This window comes from Halothiobacillus neapolitanus c2 (genome assembly GCF_000024765.1).
GTDB lineage: Bacteria > Pseudomonadota > Gammaproteobacteria > Halothiobacillales > Halothiobacillaceae > Halothiobacillus > Halothiobacillus neapolitanus.
The window spans coordinates 1,965,018-1,981,809 of the sequence record NC_013422.1; the positions used below are offsets into that span (position 1 = coordinate 1,965,018).

15 protein-coding genes are annotated in these 16,792 nt (G+C 54.9%); 7 read left to right on the forward strand and 8 right to left on the reverse strand.

All coding sequences use genetic code 11. From position 1 onward, the window contains the following. Positions 1 to 70: 70 nt before the first annotated feature. From HNEAP_RS09105 to aroC, 3 genes are read right to left on the reverse strand one after another with little or no spacing between them, the layout of a single operon-like run. Complete coding sequence (locus HNEAP_RS09105) at positions 71 to 1,273, reverse strand: MFS transporter (protein ID WP_049772517.1); 1,203 nt, start codon at positions 1,271 to 1,273, stop codon at positions 71 to 73. Between the two features lie 52 nt (positions 1,274 to 1,325). Further along, complete coding sequence (locus tag HNEAP_RS09110; RefSeq protein ID WP_243726336.1) at positions 1,326 to 1,946, reverse strand: DUF1294 domain-containing protein; 621 nt, start codon at positions 1,944 to 1,946, stop codon at positions 1,326 to 1,328. A gap of 20 nt (positions 1,947 to 1,966) precedes the next feature. Next, positions 1,967 to 3,064, reverse strand: coding sequence for a chorismate synthase (gene aroC / locus HNEAP_RS09115; protein WP_012824688.1), 1,098 nt, complete (start codon positions 3,062 to 3,064; stop codon positions 1,967 to 1,969). 120 nt (positions 3,065 to 3,184) lie between these two features. Here aroC and HNEAP_RS09120 point away from each other — a divergent pair, with 120 nt between their 5' ends. Together HNEAP_RS09120 and HNEAP_RS09125 are read left to right on the forward strand one after the other, a co-directional pair. Further along, complete coding sequence (locus HNEAP_RS09120; protein WP_012824689.1) at positions 3,185 to 4,774, forward strand: AMP-binding protein; 1,590 nt, start codon at positions 3,185 to 3,187, stop codon at positions 4,772 to 4,774. After that, positions 4,771 to 6,063, forward strand: coding sequence for an alanine racemase (locus HNEAP_RS09125; protein WP_012824690.1), 1,293 nt, complete (start codon positions 4,771 to 4,773; stop codon positions 6,061 to 6,063). The genes HNEAP_RS09120 and HNEAP_RS09125 overlap by 4 nt, the downstream gene beginning before the upstream one ends. Before the next feature lie 60 nt (positions 6,064 to 6,123). On the opposite strand, the gene metW is transcribed toward HNEAP_RS09125, so the two are convergent. The 5 genes from metW to HNEAP_RS09150 form a co-directional block, all read right to left on the reverse strand. Beyond that, positions 6,124 to 6,726 carry a methionine biosynthesis protein MetW gene (gene metW, locus HNEAP_RS09130; RefSeq protein WP_012824691.1) on the reverse strand — a complete coding sequence of 201 codons (603 nt, stop codon included), beginning with the start codon at positions 6,724 to 6,726 and terminating at the stop codon, positions 6,124 to 6,126. Beyond that, positions 6,723 to 7,934 carry a homoserine O-succinyltransferase MetX gene (gene metX, locus HNEAP_RS09135; RefSeq protein WP_012824692.1) on the reverse strand — a complete coding sequence of 404 codons (1,212 nt, stop codon included), beginning with the start codon at positions 7,932 to 7,934 and terminating at the stop codon, positions 6,723 to 6,725. Before metX ends, metW begins: the two co-directional genes overlap by 4 nt. 52 nt (positions 7,935 to 7,986) lie before the next feature. Next, positions 7,987 to 8,538, reverse strand: a complete 552-nt coding sequence (locus tag HNEAP_RS09140) for a YggT family protein (protein ID WP_012824693.1) — start codon at positions 8,536 to 8,538, stop codon at positions 7,987 to 7,989. Then, complete coding sequence (gene proC, locus HNEAP_RS09145; RefSeq protein ID WP_012824694.1) at positions 8,535 to 9,383, reverse strand: pyrroline-5-carboxylate reductase; 849 nt, start codon at positions 9,381 to 9,383, stop codon at positions 8,535 to 8,537. Before proC ends, HNEAP_RS09140 begins: the two co-directional genes overlap by 4 nt. Before the next feature lie 284 nt (positions 9,384 to 9,667). Continuing rightward, complete coding sequence (locus HNEAP_RS09150) at positions 9,668 to 10,339, reverse strand: YggS family pyridoxal phosphate-dependent enzyme (RefSeq protein WP_012824695.1); 672 nt, start codon at positions 10,337 to 10,339, stop codon at positions 9,668 to 9,670. Positions 10,340 to 10,653: 314 nt separating this feature from the next. Between HNEAP_RS09150 and HNEAP_RS09155 the strand changes: the two genes are divergently transcribed. The 5 genes from HNEAP_RS09155 to HNEAP_RS09175 all read left to right on the forward strand — a co-directional run bounded on the left by HNEAP_RS09155 (position 10,654) and on the right by HNEAP_RS09175 (position 16,758). After that, positions 10,654 to 11,703 (forward strand): type IV pilus twitching motility protein PilT, encoded by a 1,050-nt coding sequence (locus HNEAP_RS09155; protein WP_012824696.1) that lies wholly within the window; start codon positions 10,654 to 10,656, stop codon positions 11,701 to 11,703. Between the two features lie 53 nt (positions 11,704 to 11,756). After that, on the forward strand, positions 11,757 to 12,902 hold the full coding sequence (locus HNEAP_RS09160) for a PilT/PilU family type 4a pilus ATPase (protein ID WP_012824697.1): 1,146 nt from the start codon (positions 11,757 to 11,759) through the stop codon (positions 12,900 to 12,902). 102 nt (positions 12,903 to 13,004) lie between these two features. Then, positions 13,005 to 14,168: a PilT/PilU family type 4a pilus ATPase gene (locus HNEAP_RS09165; protein WP_012824698.1), complete on the forward strand. Its 1,164-nt coding sequence runs from the start codon at positions 13,005 to 13,007 to the stop codon at positions 14,166 to 14,168. A gap of 872 nt (positions 14,169 to 15,040) precedes the next feature. Continuing rightward, a complete protein-coding gene (locus HNEAP_RS09170) occupies positions 15,041 to 15,391 on the forward strand; it encodes a c-type cytochrome (RefSeq protein ID WP_012824699.1) in 351 nt (116 codons plus the stop codon). 8 nt (positions 15,392 to 15,399) lie between these two features. Continuing rightward, positions 15,400 to 16,758, forward strand: coding sequence for an FAD-dependent oxidoreductase (locus HNEAP_RS09175; protein WP_012824700.1), 1,359 nt, complete (start codon positions 15,400 to 15,402; stop codon positions 16,756 to 16,758). The last annotated feature ends 34 nt before the right edge of the window (positions 16,759 to 16,792 follow it).

The window sequence follows — 16,792 nt, forward strand, 5'->3', positions numbered from 1 at the left end:
CAATAGTGATCACGTTCAACTCAAGTCCTCAATGACCAGCCCCCGGGGGCCAAGGCCGGTCGCAAACCGGTTACACCCCATCCGTGAGAACCTCGCCCGCTGCAAACGTCGGTGCATCATCCATCAGCCGACGACAGGTGAACCACATTACCCCCGCCAGCACGGAAACGAAAGCCATCGACAAAAAGGCGCCGGTTGCCCCGACATGCGCCCATAAGAAACCCGCCAGCAATAACCCAACCGCTGCGCCGCCGCCGTAACTCAAGCCGGAAAAAATCGCTTGCCCACGTGCCTGCATCGGGCCGGAAAACTGCTGATGCATCACGGTAATGCCGACCGCATGCGTCAGCCCGAAGCTGGCCGCGTGCAGAAGTTGGGCCAGCAATAACCAGAACACCGAATCAATCAAGGTGCCGATCATCACCCAGCGCAACGCCATCAGGCCAATCGCCAACAGAAACAACGTGCTCAAAGCAAATCGACCCAAAAATCGCGGCAGCACGAAAAACAACACAATCTCCGCCACCACACCCAAAGCCCAGAGCAGGCCGATCACGCCCGCAGAATACCCCTTCGAAGCGAGATAAATACTGAAAAAAGCATAGTAAACGCCGTGCGCCACGTTCACTAGAAACTGCATCGACAAGAATCCCAGCATCGGCGGGCGGCGCAGATGCCGCCAGAACCCCGGCCAGAAATGCGCCGAGGATAAGTTGGGCGTCGGCACCGTTTTCGGTTCGGGCATAGCAAGCAGGAACATCAGCAGCCCGAACAAAAACAGCAACATGAATCCACTGATGAGTGTGGTTTTGTAGTTGGGGAGTAGATTAATCATCCACCCAAGACCAACTGAAGCGGCAATAAAACCAATCGAACCCCACGCCCGGATCGCCGAATAGGCATGGCTGTCGTCGGCCACAATGCGCAGCGTGAGCACATCCAGTTGCGAGAGAATCGGCTGCCAAACCAAGCCGAACAGCAACAACACAACCAGCCACCAGACAAAAGGCGCTGAAATCAACGTCAAGCCGATGACCGCAGCGAATAACAGCAAGGATAAAAACGCCGTGCTGCGCAAGGCTGGCATCAGGCGATTACTGTGATCGACCCACCAACCTAATAAAAGCGGCCCGAATATCTTGGCGAACATAACCGCCGCCAGCAGCGCCCCGACTTGTTGCGCGTTAAAACCCTGCGCTTGCAGGTACGGGCTGAAGAACGGCAGAAAAACCCCGAAGCTGAGGAAATAGACGAACAGAACGGTGCGCATCATCAAAAAATCAGCACCTCAGCAAAATTTATCCTTCAATACAGAACAACAAGACTCACATATGTTCGAAAAAAGAGCGAAACACGTCGCCACTCAACGGGGAAAGTACCCAAAAGAAGCCTGCTACGTTGACGATCACCGTCAACCAGAAAACCGTCTGAAAAGGCTGCTTTTTTGTTTTATGCCGAAAGATATTCTGTGCAATCAAGGCGCCCGGCCAGCCACCAAAAAGCGAGAAAAGATGAAGTGTATTCTCCTGAGTACGCCAGCGATTGTGCTGAGCCGCCGACTTATCCAAGCCATAAGCCAAAATCGTAATCAGGCTGAGCACGACGTAAAAACCAAACAGTACCAACGGCACTCTGTCCATTAAAGACAGCACACCCAACACAATCAGGAACAACAATGAGAGCAGAATACCTGCACCGATAGCAGTCTGTTTTCTCTCGGAAGGAGGTGCCTCTCCGGCGAATACTATGTCGCTAGCCCGCTTACGATTCTGGGCATCATGTTCAACGGTATAGGTGACAATCTCACCGTCTACCGGCCTTCTCTGACGATTTGTGAATGAGCGAATATGCACGAACACATCCGCACCACCATCCAATGGATGAATAAAGCCAAAACCTTTCGCATCCTGCCAACGAACAATTTTACCTTTGGCTCGCATATCCATTTCCCCTGCGGTCGATGGCCTTATTTCTTGGCCGGAATCACCGGCGAGCCGCTATTCACACCGCCGCATTGGCCGCGATGGCGCAGGGCGTGATCGAGCAGGGTAAGTGCCATCATGGCTTCGGCGATTGGTGTAGCGCGAATGCCGACGCAGGGATCGTGGCGACCTGTGGTAATCACTTCTGCCGCCGCGCCGGTTACGTCCACGCTTTGGCCGGGCAAGCGGATGCTGGAGGTGGGCTTGAGCGCGATATGGGCCACGATGTCCTGCCCACTGGAAATGCCACCGAGAATGCCGCCTGCGTGGTTACTCAAAAACCCATCGGGGGTGATTTCATCACGGAACTCGGTTCCCCGCGCGGCCACGCAATCAAAGCCCGAACCGATTTCCACGCCCTTGACCGCATTGATGCTCATCAAGGCATGGGCCAGTTCGGCATCGAGCCGATCGAACACCGGCTCACCCCAACCCGGCGGGCAGCCTGTGGCCATCACAGTAACTTTGGCGCCAACCGAATCGCCGCTTTTGCGCAGATCATCCATGAATGCTTCCAGCGCAGGCACTTGCGCCGCATCGGGCCAGAAAAACGGGTTGGTTTCGATGACAGCCGCATCAAAACCCTCGGCTTTGATCGGGCCGATCTGCGACAGATACCCCTGAATGTGTACACCGAACGATTCACGCAGCACTTTGCGGGCAATGGCGCCAGCGGCCACGCGCATGGCGGTTTCCCGCGCCGATGAGCGCCCGCCACCGCGATAGTCACGGATGCCGTATTTTTGCAGGTAGGTGTAATCGGCGTGGCCGGGGCGGAACTGATCGGCGATCTTGCCGTAATCTTTCGAGCGTTGGTCGGTATTTTCGATAACCAAGCCAATCGGTGTGCCAGTGGTTTTGCCTTCGAACACGCCCGATAGAATCTTGACCTCATCCGCTTCGCGCCGTTGCGTGGTGTGGCGCGAGGTGCCCGGTTTGCGCCGATCAAGGTCGATCTGCAAATCCGCCTCGCTGATCTCGATGCCCGGCGGGCAACCATCCACAATCGCGCCCAGCGCAAGGCCATGCGATTCGCCGAAGGTAGTTACCGTGAACAGTTTTCCAAACGTATTGCCGGACATAATGTGTCATCTCTTTTTTGGGGCGCGAATCAAACCGATGCGGCAGCGCGCGCCTTGTTAAAATAAAAGTAGACCTATTATACGCACCCAAATACCCATTCGACCGAGAACACACCCACCATGCCGCCCGACCTGATTGCCCACCTGCTGCACCACGCTGAACATCGACCGCAGCGCATGGCATTGCGGGAAGGTAACCGTGAACTCAATTACGCTGAACTCGCCTATCGCGTGCTGGCCATGGCAGCGGCTTTGCGCCAAATGGGTATCAAACCACAGGCGCGGCTTATCGTGTGGGCGAACAAGCGGCTGGAAACCGTGGTGGCATTGTTGGCGGCACTGGCTGCGGATATCGTCTTCGTGCCGCTTCACCCTGCCCTGCGCGCACCGCAAGTGCGAGACATCTTTAATCGCGCACAGGCTCATGGGCTGTTGGTGGATGCGCCGCATGCAGTGGCCTTGGGCTTTTCTGAACCCTTCACCGGCGAACTGAGGTTTTCGCCACATCCTGATCAACTCCCGCAGGAATTACCCGAAACAGAAGTAAGCACCCATCCGCCCGCCCTGTCGAATGGCGATCCACACCGCCTCGCGGCCTTGCTGTACACCTCCGGCAGCACAGGTTTGCCCAAAGGCGTGATGGTCACCCGCGCCAATCTGAATGGTGGCGCGAACGCGGTTAGCCGGTATCTCGATTTGAACGCGCACGATGAGTTACTCGCTATCTTGCCGCTTTCATTCGATTACGGCCTCTCGCAAATCACCACCGCGCTGACGGTCGGTGCGGGCATCACGCTGCAAGATTACCTGCTGCCGAACGATCTGAAAAAGCCCTTGCTCGATGGCGGCATCACCGTTATGGCGGGCACGCCGGGCCTGCTGATTCCACTGGCACGTCAAGCCTGGCTTAGCGAGGCACCAAACCTGCGCTTAATAACAAATTCTGGCGGAAAATTACCCGTGGCGAGCGTTCACGCCTTGCGCAGCACCCGCCCACAGACAAAGATTTTTCTGATGTATGGCCTAACGGAAGCCTTTCGCGCCAGCTTCCTGCCGCCTCAAGAAGTGGACGATCACCCCGATTCCATCGGTCGGGCATTTGAAGGCAGTCATCTGGAACTGGTGGATGCAACCGGGCGCTTGCTCCCGGCGCAGGCGGCGGGCGAAGGCGAACTGTTGCAAGGCGGGCCGCTCGTGACCGCCGGTTACTTCAACGATCCAGAGGCCACGGCCCAGCGCTTCCGTGCGCCACCAGCGGGCTGGCCCCATCCTGAAGATGATCGGGTTGTCTATTCGGGTGATCGGATGCGGCGCGATGCACAAGGCCGTTTGTATTTTCTGGGCCGCATGGACGAGCAGATCAAATCGCAGGGCATGCGCGTCAGCCCCGAAGAAATCGAAGGTGTCGCTTTGCAATTCGACGGCGTAACCGAAGCGCTGGCATTCGGCTATCAAACCGATGGCGAGGAAACCCGAATCGGGCTTGTTGTCGCACCCGAAACCATTGCCACCAATGCACTTCAAACATGGCTCCAAGCGCGGCTCGCGCCCTTCCAGATGCCCGCCGCCACGGTGGCCGTCGATGCCCTGCCCCGCTCGAACAACGGAAAACTAGATCGACAGGCAAGTCGCGCGCTGTTTCTTGATCGACGCGCGGCATCTTCAACAAAACGGGCCTCAAGTCCAAATTCGGGCACACTGGCGCCATGAACAATCAAGCAGCACAATCCGCTACCGGGCTCGATGTGCTCCACCATTGTCTTGGCCCAGCAGCAAGCGCTTGGCCGCAGGCAAACGGACGGCTGTTGCACGGCAGCGAACCGCTGGGCGACTGGTTGAAGCGCAGCGGCCAATCGACCCCGGCTTATGTCTACCATCTGGCTGCCATCGACCAGCAAGTTGCTGTCGTTCGCGCCGTGTTGCCCTCGAATCTTCATCTGCATTATGCGATCAAAGCGAATCCGAATCAGCGAATTATCCAGCATCTGTCACGGCAGATAGATGGATTCGATTGCGCTTCGCTGGCCGAAATGCAGCAGATTATCGCCATCGCGCCGGATAAGGCGGCTCAGGCCAGCATTGCCGGGCCGGCCAAATCCGACGACGAACTGGCCTTCGCCATCAGTCACGGCATCTTGATTAATGCCGAATCGGCCAACGAATTGCGGCGCATCCAAGCCTTAGCTGCTCAAAAAAAGCAACGCGCCCGCGTAGCCTTACGGATCAACCCGCCGTTTGAGGTCAAGGGTTCAGGCATGAAAATGGGCGGCGGCGCGCGGCCATTCGGCATCGATAGCGAGGACATCCCCACGTTGATTCGCCAATGGCAGGCAGAGACATCATCATGGATTGATCTGGAAGGCTTTCATCTTTACACCGGCTCGCAAAACCGCGATGCGACGGCACTCGGCGCCGGTTTCCGTGCGGCAATGGATTTGATTATCGAATTGAGTCAGGCTTGCGATTTCACCCCACGGCATCTGAATCTCGGCGGCGGATTTGGTGTGGTTTATCACCCGCAGGACGCGCCGCTGGATTTGGCCGCGCTTCAGCCTGCGCTACTTGAGGTCAGCGCCACCGCGCAAACGCATTGGCCCGGTGTGCGGCTCAATCTGGAACTGGGGCGCTATCTGGTGGCGGGTGCGGGCATCTACCTGACGCGCATCGTCGATAAAAAAACATCCCGCGGCAAAACCTATCTGCTCTGCGACGGCGGCATGCACCACCACCTCGCCCTTTCAGGCAACTTGGGCCAGATTTTGCGCCGCAACTGGCCGATTATCGCCATCGATCAACTCAATGCACCCTGCACTCATCCATTTGATCTTGCCGGCCCCTTGTGTACGCCGCTGGACGTACTCGGCCAGAATCAGGAACTGCCTGAGCTGGCTGTCAGCGATGTGATCGGGGTACTGCAATCCGGCGCGTATGGTTTAAGTGCATCGCCGAACGGCTTTTTATCCCACCCGGCTTGCGGAGAATATTTTTTACGCGATTGAACGATCTAATTTAACAGGCAGGAATGCCTGAATAGTTTACGGGTTTCGAGAATCAGACACTCAGGTTTTACGCTGTATGCGGTAGATGGCGTGCTCACCGAACCAGTTGGGGAACGCGCGCAGCAAGGTCGATTCGCGGTGGGCACTGTCCACGACGGCTCGATCGAGTATTTGAATCCCAAGCTCTTGGCAAAGTGATTCAAAGTCACTCAAGGTGCAGAGGTGAATATTGGGCGTGTTGTACCAGGGATTCGGCAATGCACGGTTGATCGGCATGTGCCCGAGCAACCCGAGTTGCACCCGGTTGCGCCAGTACCCCATGTTCGGGAAGGTGACGATGCCCTCGCGGGCGATGGTGAGCATGTCGGCCAGCAGGCGCTCGGGGTGTCGCATGGCCTGAATTGTCTGGCTCACGATCACAAAATCGAAGGACATGGGCGCGAACCAGTCACTGATACCGCTATCGAGATCTTCCTGAATGATGTTCAACCCGCGCTCGATTCCGGATGCGACCTTATCATCATCAAGCTCAAGCCCAACGGCGGAAACCTGCCGCCGCTCAATCAGATGAGACAACAGGGCCCCGTCACCGCACCCCAGATCAAGTACCCGGCTCTTGGACGTGATCCACTGTTCGACGATGTGCCAGTCGGGGCGAATCATACGGCACCCCCCGTGCTGTATACCGGGCTCGAAACGCCGCGCGGCGTGGAGGCGAAATCGATATTGGCCATATAACCTGCCAGTACACGGTGGTAGTAGGGAATCGTCATCAGGAAGGCGTCATGGCCGTGATTCGACTCGATTTCGGCATAAGAAACCTGCTTTCCGGACGCCAGCAGGGCACGCACGATCTCCCGGGATCGCTCGGGCGAGAAACGCCAGTCCGATGTAAACGAAACCACAAGGAAATGCGCCTTAACCTCGGCCAGTGCGGCGACCAGATCATCATTACTGGCCTGTGCCGGATCGAAGTAATCCAACGCCTTGGTCATCAGCAGGTACGTATTGGCATCGAAACGATCAACGAAACTGGTGCCTTGATATCGCAGATAACTTTCAACCTGAAACTCGACATCGAACCCGTACTGCACCTGCCCCGCGCGCAGTTCCCGACCGAACTTGGCTCGCATTGCATCGTCGGATAAGTACGTAATGTGCCCCAGCATCCGGGCAAGCATCAGCCCCCGGCGCGGCAATGCATTGTGATCCGCGTAACGCCCGCCATAAAACTCCGGATCGGTGATGATGGCCTGACGCGCCACTTCGTTGAACGCAATGTTTTGCGCCGACAAGCGCGGAGCCGCAGCGATTACGACAGCATGGGCGACTGCATCAGGATAAGTAATCGACCACTGCAAAACCTGCATGCCGCCCAAACTGCCACCGATCACCGCCGCCCAACCGGACAACCCCAGGTACTGCATAAGTCGATATTGGGCGTGCACCCAGTCTTTCACCGTCACGATCGGAAAGTCCGGCCCGTAGGGTTTGCCGCTGGCCGGATCGACGCTTAACGGGCCGGTCGATCCCTTGCAGCCACCCAAGTTGTTCAGACACACCACAAAAAACCGATCCGTATCGATCGGTTTCCCGGGCCCGATGGCCGAATCCCACCACCCCGGCTTGCGGTCGGTTTCTGCGTGGAAACCTGCCGCATGGTGATCGCCCGACAAGGCATGGCAGATCAGCACCGCATTACTGCCCTCATCATTAAGCTGACCGTAGGTTTCGTAAACCAGCTCATAGGAGGGCAGTGAACGACCACAATCCAAGGCCAACGGCTCGGAAAATCGGGCCGTCTTCGGCTCGACGATCCCCACAGATCGGCTTAAGACGGATTGCGCTAATTTCTCAGATGCATCACTCAATGCCGACACCTTAAATCTTGGAAGAACAGGAAACTCATCGCACAGACCCCGATTATCCCATCAATAAATTACCCACAAAAATCTGTAGCACCTGAATTGCAATCAGTACCGCCAAGGGGCTCAGATCGATCCCGCCCAAAGGGGGCAATATTTTTTGCACCGGCTGCAGGATCGGATCGGTCAGATCTTCCAGCAAGGCGACGCCCGGTGAGCGCCCATTCCCGATCCATGAAGCGATGGCGCGCATCAGTATCGTCCAGAAGAAGAGATCGGTCACCAACAGAAAGGCAAAGTACAGCGAGTTGAAAATCAAAGCCGCGGCTGAAACGCTGCCGACGCTCATCATGCCCAATACCCAGACCATCAACACGATCAACACGAGCGTGACCAATAACGACGCGAAATCGTGGCGACGGCTCTTGGGTAAAAAACGACGCAACGGGTTGAGAACCGGATTGGTCAGCTTGACCAGCGATTGCGTGATCGAATTGAAAAAGTTGGCGTGGAACAGTTGCAGAAAATAACGCACCATCACCACGAAAATCACCAGTTCGAACAGAGTCCGAACCAGGAACATCATCGGATCACCGAAACTGCCGCTCATGCCCTAACCTCGCCGGCGCTCAACTCGCGCCCCAATTCAATACTTCGCTGATGCGCTGCCGACAAAGCCTGCGCAAACGCATCTCTTAACCCGGCCTGTTCCAGCGCCGCAATACCGCGCTCGGTTGTGCCGTTCGGCGAGGTCACGCGAGCACGCAATTGTGCGGGCGATTCATCGGCAGACATGGCCAGGCGCGCAGCACCAAATACCGTTTCCAAGGTAAGCAATCGCGCCGTTTCTGCAGGTAGTCCCAAGTCCTCTGCCGCCGCCTGCATCGCTTCCATCACAAGGAAGATATAGGCCGGACCACTGCCAGACAGCGCGGTTACGGCATCGATATCGGCCTCGCGCTCGACCCACTGAACCAAACCAACCGCTCGCATCAGCGATTCGGCGAGATTTCGCTGGGTCGGGGTCAGCATGGACGAGGCATACAACCCGGTCGCTCCACAGCCCACCATCGCGGGTGTATTCGGCATGGCGCGAACGACGGCCACATGCCCGCCAAGCCAACGTTGCAATGCTTCGATGGTAATTCCCGCTGCAACCGAAACAACCAACTGGTGCGGCTTAACAACTGTGGCTATTTCCTGGGCAATGGCATAAATCTGATTGGGTTTGACCGCGAGCACAATCAGATCGGCCGAATCAACCGCCGTAGCGTTCTTGGCCGAACAGAGCACGCCATAGAGCGAGGTCAGGAGTTCGCGACGCGTCTCGGACGGATCAGACACCACCAGAGCCGGGGCATGTGTTGCGTCATCTGCCTGATTTTTTCGCAAGCCTTCTATTAACGCAGCAGCCATGTTGCCGCCCCCAATAAACGCAATTCGTGCTGCCTGCATAAACACCTCCCGGAAACGCTTCACACCAAAAATCGGTGTGCTATTGAAATCATCATCTCACTCGAAGCACGCATCAACACGGTCATCGAGGGAGCGCACAACAAATCTGTTCATCGGCTGAATGCACAGGACTTCTGACTTTATTATCAAGCAAAAGCCTTCTATTACGATCGGTCACAGGATCGCGGCATTTAAAAGGGAAATCACAGCGCTACACGAGCGCACTCTGAAACACTCAGCGAGGACAGGTTGAATCGTGCCTAAAAGTACCATGTTTCGCCCGCTTACTGGCGAGGACCGAACAAGGCCGAACCCACACGAACATGCGTGCTGCCTGCCGCAATGGCCGCCTCAAAATCGTCACTCATCCCCATGGACAGAACCGGAAGCGGTGATTCGAGACGGGCATTGAGTGCGGCCAAGCGACAAAATCCGTCAGAGGAGCCCGGCGCAGGAATCGCCATCAAACCCATCAGCTTCAAGCGAGGGAGATTTTGAAAGATGTCTACCATCCCAGGCAACTGCTCGGGCAGTACGCCCGACTTGCTGGCTTCGCCATCGATATTGACTTCGATCAGGACATTCAGCGGTGGCAATTCGATCGGGCGCTGGTCGTTTAAGCGCTGCGCAATTTTAGGTCGATCCACACTATGCACCCAAGAAAAATTCTCGGCTATTCCTCGTGTTTTATTGGACTGTATCGGCCCGATAAAATGCCAGACTATCGATGCTCCAACCGGCTGATCAGCCAGAGCCGACTGCTTATCCAAAGCCTCTTGCAGATAGCTTTCGCCGAAATCACGCTGCCCCAGGCTGGCCAGTTGCGCCATGGCTTCAATCGTTTGTCGCTTGCTGACAGCGATCAAAACCACAGAGCCATCGGGTCGCCCAACAGCATGTGATGCACGTTCGATACGGTTTTTTATACTGGAGAAGCGCTCATGTAGTGAATTCAAGTTGCACCCCGCGACGGTTCGATTTATTTTGTGATCTGGTTTGTTACATAAAGCACAGGGAACTTGATCTTTTGCATGTTTCGGGCATTTTGCATCACAGTGGCTCGCGCATCAAAAAGTGCGACGAACCCGTTACCTTTGCAGCAGAAAACAGAATCCCTAGCCCTATGCAGACAAATGCGAGAAAGTTCAGGTACAGTCCGCATTGGCTAGACCAAAATGGCCTGACCAAACCTCAAGTAGACTGAGCTTAGCCCCCGATAGCATCCTATTGGGGGATTGTTTTAAGGATTAGCACACAAGGACCTTCGATCATGGCAGAACAACGCGGTATTGATTCCCTTCTTACGTTTTCAGTAAAAAACGGCGCCTCAGATCTTCATCTGTCTGCCGGTGAGCAGCCTCGCGTGCGGATCGACGGCGATGTGCGCAAAGTCAACGTGCCCGTTATGGAGCACAAAGACGTGCACGCCATGGTGTACGACATCATGAACGACAAGCAACGCAAGGAATACGAAGATAATCTTGAGGTGGATTTTTCGTTCGAACTTCCCGGCGTGGCTCGCTTCCGGGTTAACGCATTCAACCAGAACCGCGGAGCGGCTGCGGTATTTCGAACCATTCCCAGTGAAATCCTATCTCTTGAACAATTGGCCACGCCAAGTGTGTTCAAGGATTTGTGCCTGTTTCCGCGCGGCATCGTGCTGGTCACCGGCCCGACGGGTTCCGGTAAATCAACGACTCTGGCCGCGATGATCGATTACATCAACGATAATCGTAACGACCACATTCTGACGATCGAAGACCCGATCGAATTCGTTCACAACAGTAAAAAGTGCCTGATCAACCAACGTGAAGTGCATCGCGATACCCACAGTTTCAATGCGGCACTTCGCTCGGCCTTACGCGAAGATCCCGATGTGATTCTGGTCGGCGAGTTGCGCGATCTGGAAACCATCCGTCTGGCGCTCACCGCAGCGGAAACCGGCCACCTGGTGTTTGCGACCTTGCACACAAGTTCTGCCGCCAAAACCATCGACCGCGTGGTGGATGTGTTCCCCGCTGCGGAGAAAGATATGGTTCGTTCGATGCTGTCAGAATCACTACGCGCTGTAATCTCCCAAACACTGCTCAAGAAAATCGGTGGTGGGCGGATTGCTGCGCACGAGATCATGCTGGGCAGCCCGGCGATTCGTAACCTGATCCGTGAAAACAAAATCGCCCAAATGTACTCGGCCATTCAAACCGGCCAAACACAGGGCATGCAGACACTCGATCAGAACTTGCAGCAGCTCGTCAAACGCGGGCTGGTCGCTAAAGACGAAGCCCGTGCCAGAGCACAAAACAAAACGGACTTCATGTAACTTCTTCACTAAGATCAAAGACGTTATATCCACACACCAAGGAACGCGCATTCATGGATCGCCAGCAAGCAGCTAACTACGTTCAGGGCTTATTACGCAAAGCAGTGGAGCTTGATGCCTCCGACCTATTCGTAACGGTAGGCGCCCCACCGAGTGCAAAAATCAACGGGGAAATCACCCACCTGACCGAAACAAGCTTGTCGACCAACCATACCCAAATGTTGGTTCGGTCGATCATGACCGACAAGCAGATCGCCTCGTTTGAAGAAACGCGCGAAGCGAATTTCGCGATTTCTCTGCCCGGTGTCGCCCGCTTCCGTGTCAATGCGTTCATGCAGCGCGGCAGTGTGGGGATGGTTCTGCGGATGATTCGATCCGACGTGCCCAAATTCTCCGAATTGTTATTACCAGAAATCCTCGAAACCATTTCCATGACCAAACGTGGCTTGGTGATTTTCGTTGGCGCGACCAGCTCGGGGAAGTCGACCTCGCTTGCTGCCATGCTCGATTACCGCAACGAAAACTCGGCAGGCCACATTGTTACCATCGAAGACCCGATTGAATACGTGCACCGACACAAAGGTTGCCTTGTGACCCAGCGTGAAGTGGGCGTGGACACCGATACGTTCGAATCGGCGTTGAAAAACACCCTTCGACAAGCGCCAGATGTCATCCTGATTGGCGAAATCAGGGATCGCGAAACGATGGATCATGCCATTGCCTTCGCCGAAACCGGGCATCTTTGCCTGGCTACGCTGCACGCCAACAACACCAATCAGGCACTGGACCGCATCATCAACTTCTTTCCGGAAGAACGTCGCCATCAACTGCTGATGGACCTTTCCCTGAACCTGAAATCGGTTGTTTCCCAACGGCTGCTGCGCAAGGAAGACGGTAACGGCCGCGTTCCAGCGGTCGAAGTGTTGATCAACACGCCATTGATCGGCGACCTGATCTTCAAGGGCGACGTGCACGAAATCAAGGAAGTGATGAAACGCTCCCGCGAACACGGCATGCAAACTTTCGACCAAGCGTTGCTGGATCTGTACGACGAAGGCCTGGTGTCCTTCCAGGAAGCCCTGCGCAATGCGGATTCACAAAACGACCTTCGCCTTAATATCAAACTGCACAGTCGTCGCGGCCTACCGAAGGACTTCGAGGATGGGAACGATCAATTGCGCGTTGAAAGTGATGATTGATTCCCTTTCCAAATAGCCATCGCCTGGCCCACGCGCCAAAATGATCAAATAGACAAATCATAGTATCGTCGTCCAGCCCGACGATTTTGTAAGGAAGCAAAAATGAACGAATCCGCTCTCGACCCCTTTCTGAAGCTGCTGGCTGAAAAGGAAGGCTCGGACTTGTATTTCAGTACCGGTGCGTTGCCTGCGGTCAAAATTCAGGGCGAATTGCGATTCATCGGCAAGGAACGGCTCAAGCCGGGCCAGGTCGAGGGTTATGCAAAATCCATCCTCAGCCCCGAACAAACTGATGCGTTCTATCGCGATCTGGAACTCAACCTGGCATTAAGCCGCCCGTCCCTTGGCCGATTCCGCGTCAACATTTTCATGCAGCGAGGCGAATGGTCCATGGTGATTCGCTTTATCAAGAGCGAAATCCCGCGTATTGCCGACCTCAATCTCCCGCAAGTCATCGAAAAACTGGTTGAAGAACGCCGCGGATTGATTTTGGTGGTGGGTGCCACCGGCTCAGGCAAATCAACCACGCTCGCCGCCATGATTGATTACCGGGCAGAAGCGCGGCCCGGACACATCCTGACCATTGAAGATCCGATGGAGTACGCCTTTAGGCACAGAAACTCCGTTGTCAACCAACGCGAAGTCGGTGTCGATACGCACAGCTACGCCGCCGCTCTGAAAGAAGCACTGCGCGAAGCGCCAGACGTCATCATGATCGGCGAGGTGCGTGACAAGGCCACCATGGAACATGCACTGGCCTACGCCGATACCGGTCATTTATGCGTATCGACGCTTCATGCGACCAATGCTCATCAGGCACTGGACCGAATCATTCGATTCTTCCCTCCGGAATCGAGAGATCAGTTATTGATGGATCTCTCCTTGAATCTGCGCGCAATCATCTCCCAGCGCCTTGTCATCGGCAGCCAGGGGATGCGTGTGCCGGCCGTTGAAATCATGGTCAATACACCGTTCATCGCCGATCTGATTAAACGAGGCGAGATTGACGAGATGAAAGAAGCCATGGAGAAAAACGAACTGGAAGGCTCGCAAACTTTCGACATGTCTCTGCACGCGCTATGGAAGGCCGGCAACATCGAACGCGAAGAAGCGTTAAAAGCAGCAGACAGCCGAGCCAACCTGGAATGGCGGATGAACTTTGGCGCGGGGAAAGATGAACTCCGAGCCTCTGCCGCGCAGGCATCCACAAAGAACACCATGAAATCCAGCGCCACGCATGACGGTGAGCTACCTCCGCTGGATTGAGCGCGCATCAACTGCAATAAAATGCACTGCTTCGTCGCATAATTCATCCCTTAAGCACCCTGGGCTCAAACGCTCAAAAGCATTTTACTGATTGCCCCGAACATCGGGGCTTCTTTCAGTGCTGATCGTGACATCAAACCTTGAATGCCATTACCACCGAGCTGTGACTGATTGACAGGGTATACAACCACTCGCACCCGAAATGCTCATAAAATCAGCTGCTTACCCCCCTCTTTCACCAAAAAAACCGCCCAGCACCACCGCTGACACCAGACGCTGTTCACCTGCAATAGGGCACCTCGAAATACCCGTGATTCGTCGTTCCCGCGAAAGCAGGAACCCAGAAAAATCAAGGCGCTGGATTCCCGCCTACGCGGGAATGACGGGTTTTTCTAACTTCCCAATAGTGCCCCTCATGCTTGTTCAGCAAACGACTGAATTTATTTTTTGGGTGCGTTGAATAACGCCACCACGACATTTCAAAGGGTGTATCTCGGGATATCCGAGCACAGCACCACCCCACCTCAATTATAAGAAATATCTATAGCAATCCCCGTAAAGAACCCAATCAACCGACATCACGTCGCGCTAACAACAAATATCCTCATGAATATCGAAGTCAATAAATAGCACGTAAAACCATACATAATGGGGGAAAGGGCGATTTTCGACGCCCAGCCATCCGAATTGTCATAAATAGAATTTTGTCGATATTTTTCTTTATTAATAAATAAATCTTATCTAAAATAATCTCTGATGGATGAGCAGATCGGGGCAATCAGGTCGCAATTTCAACCGGGCAAGCTTTCTGGCAAAGCAAGCCAATGCGCGATCGACTCATCGAGTAACTCCAACAAAGAGGTATGTCTGACATGAACTACTCGCTTACAGGAATCCTGGGCGCCGCTCTCGGTCTTGCTCTTCTGCCCCAAACCGCTGCGGCAGAAACAGCAAATAACCTTGCTCAATCCCCCCGCAGCGCCATGCTCGCGCAAACCTGTGCCGGTTGTCATGGCACGCAAGGTTATCTGCAAAACAACGCATTCATGCCCTTGGCCGGCATGCCGCCGACCCAGTTTGTGACTGCAATGAAGTCGTTTGCCGATGGCTCTCGTCCATCAACGGTCATGGGACCGCTGGCACAAGCATTTTCGGCGGAGGAAATACAGGCCATGGCCGCGTATTTCGCCCAATTCCCTAAAGACGCAACTGAAGCGAAGTGAGGCCGAGCATGAACACAATGAATCGTCGTAATTTCCTGAAACTGACTACCGCGGCAACCGCAGCGGCCGCAACGTTTGGTGCAGGCTCGGCAGTCGCCAAAGACGCGCCTCATGTCGTTGTGATTGGTGGCGGCGTTGGTGGAGCTACGTTCGCCAAATACATGAAAATGTATTCACCAGAAACCCACGTCACCATCATCGAGAAAAACAAGGAATACCAGCGACCCTACGGTTCGAGCGAAGTGATTGTTGGCCGCATCGGGATGAACGACATCACCATTTCCTACGATGATCTCAAAAACAAACATGGGGTTAATTTTGTTTTCGATACCGTCACCGGCGTCGATTACGACAAACGTGAAGTCAAAACCGCTGGCGGTACAACCCTTAAATACGATCGTTTGCTCGTAGCGCCGGGCGTTTCGTTCGATTACAGCCAGATACCCGGCATGGATTCGAACGAGGCACAATCGAAAATCGTCCACGGTTGGGATGCAGGCGACCAACTGCTCACACTGCAAAAACAACTTCAAGCCGTACCGGTCGATGGAACGGTCGTGGTCATCCCGCCGCCAAATCCCTATCGCTGCCCGCCCGGCCCGTACGAACGTTCCGGCCTGATCGCCCAGTGGTTTATTAATCGCGGCGATAAGAACGCCAAAGTCATCATTCTTGACCCAAAAAACGGCTTTACCGTCGATCGCACCATGTTGCAAGCATGGAACCGGCTGTATGGTTTTAATCTGCCAGAAAGCTTCAAGGGTTATACCGCCGAGGAACGCGCCACATTCAAAAAATACGATACGCACGGAAAAATCCAGTGGGTTACCGCCGACGAAGGCGGCCGCGTAGTCAAAATCGACCCCGCCACGATGACCGTTGAAACCGAAGTGAGTGTATTCAAGGCCGACATGATCAATCTGATTCCGCCGCTCAAGGCCGGAAAAATCGCTCTGGACATGGGCTTGGCAGATAAATCCGGCTGGTGCCCCGTCGATCAAAAAACATTCGAATCTACCATCCAGCCGAATGTGCATGTGATCGGGGATGCCTGCATTGCAGGCCAAATGCCTAAATCCGGCTACGCGGCCAACAGCCAAGCCAAAGTTGCGGCGCTACAGATCAAGGCGTTGCTGGCAGGCCAAGAACCGATTGAGCCGGCATTCCAGAACACCTGTTACGCACTGGCGGGCCGAGACGACTATGGCATGTTCGTTGCGGATTTCTTCCGCCTCAAGAACGGCGTCATCACACGCGATGACTATCCGCGTTATCTGCCATTCAAAGCAAGTGATGCGCAATACCAATTGTCGGCGGTTTATCTGCATGCCTGGATGAAGAGTTTCACAGAAGACATTTTTTCGTGATGAAGGGGTCTTTGCGGTCACCTGTTACCGACAA

Bases quoted from the DNA above. Each gene is read 5' to 3' on its own strand.
- HNEAP_RS09110 (WP_243726336.1), bottom strand. From the start codon at position 1,946: ATGGATATGCGAGCCAAAGGTAAAATTGTTCGTTGGCAGGATGCGAAA.
- metW (WP_012824691.1), bottom strand. From the start codon at position 6,726: ATGATTCGCCCCGACTGGCACATCGTCGAACAGTGGATCACGTCCAAG.
- proC (WP_012824694.1), bottom strand. From the start codon at position 9,383: ATGCAGGCAGCACGAATTGCGTTTATTGGGGGCGGCAACATGGCTGCT.
- HNEAP_RS09165 (WP_012824698.1), top strand. From the start codon at position 13,005: ATGAACGAATCCGCTCTCGACCCCTTTCTGAAGCTGCTGGCTGAAAAG.
- HNEAP_RS09170 (WP_012824699.1), top strand. From the start codon at position 15,041: ATGAACTACTCGCTTACAGGAATCCTGGGCGCCGCTCTCGGTCTTGCT.
- HNEAP_RS09140 (WP_012824693.1), bottom strand. From the start codon at position 8,538: ATGAGCGGCAGTTTCGGTGATCCGATGATGTTCCTGGTTCGGACTCTG.
- HNEAP_RS09175 (WP_012824700.1), top strand. From the start codon at position 15,400: ATGAACACAATGAATCGTCGTAATTTCCTGAAACTGACTACCGCGGCA.
- HNEAP_RS09160 (WP_012824697.1), top strand. From the start codon at position 11,757: ATGGATCGCCAGCAAGCAGCTAACTACGTTCAGGGCTTATTACGCAAA.
- HNEAP_RS09120 (WP_012824689.1), top strand. From the start codon at position 3,185: ATGCCGCCCGACCTGATTGCCCACCTGCTGCACCACGCTGAACATCGA.
- aroC (WP_012824688.1), bottom strand. From the start codon at position 3,064: ATGTCCGGCAATACGTTTGGAAAACTGTTCACGGTAACTACCTTCGGC.
- HNEAP_RS09155 (WP_012824696.1), top strand. From the start codon at position 10,654: ATGGCAGAACAACGCGGTATTGATTCCCTTCTTACGTTTTCAGTAAAA.
- HNEAP_RS09105 (WP_049772517.1), bottom strand. From the start codon at position 1,273: ATGATGCGCACCGTTCTGTTCGTCTATTTCCTCAGCTTCGGGGTTTTT.
- HNEAP_RS09125 (WP_012824690.1), top strand. From the start codon at position 4,771: ATGAACAATCAAGCAGCACAATCCGCTACCGGGCTCGATGTGCTCCAC.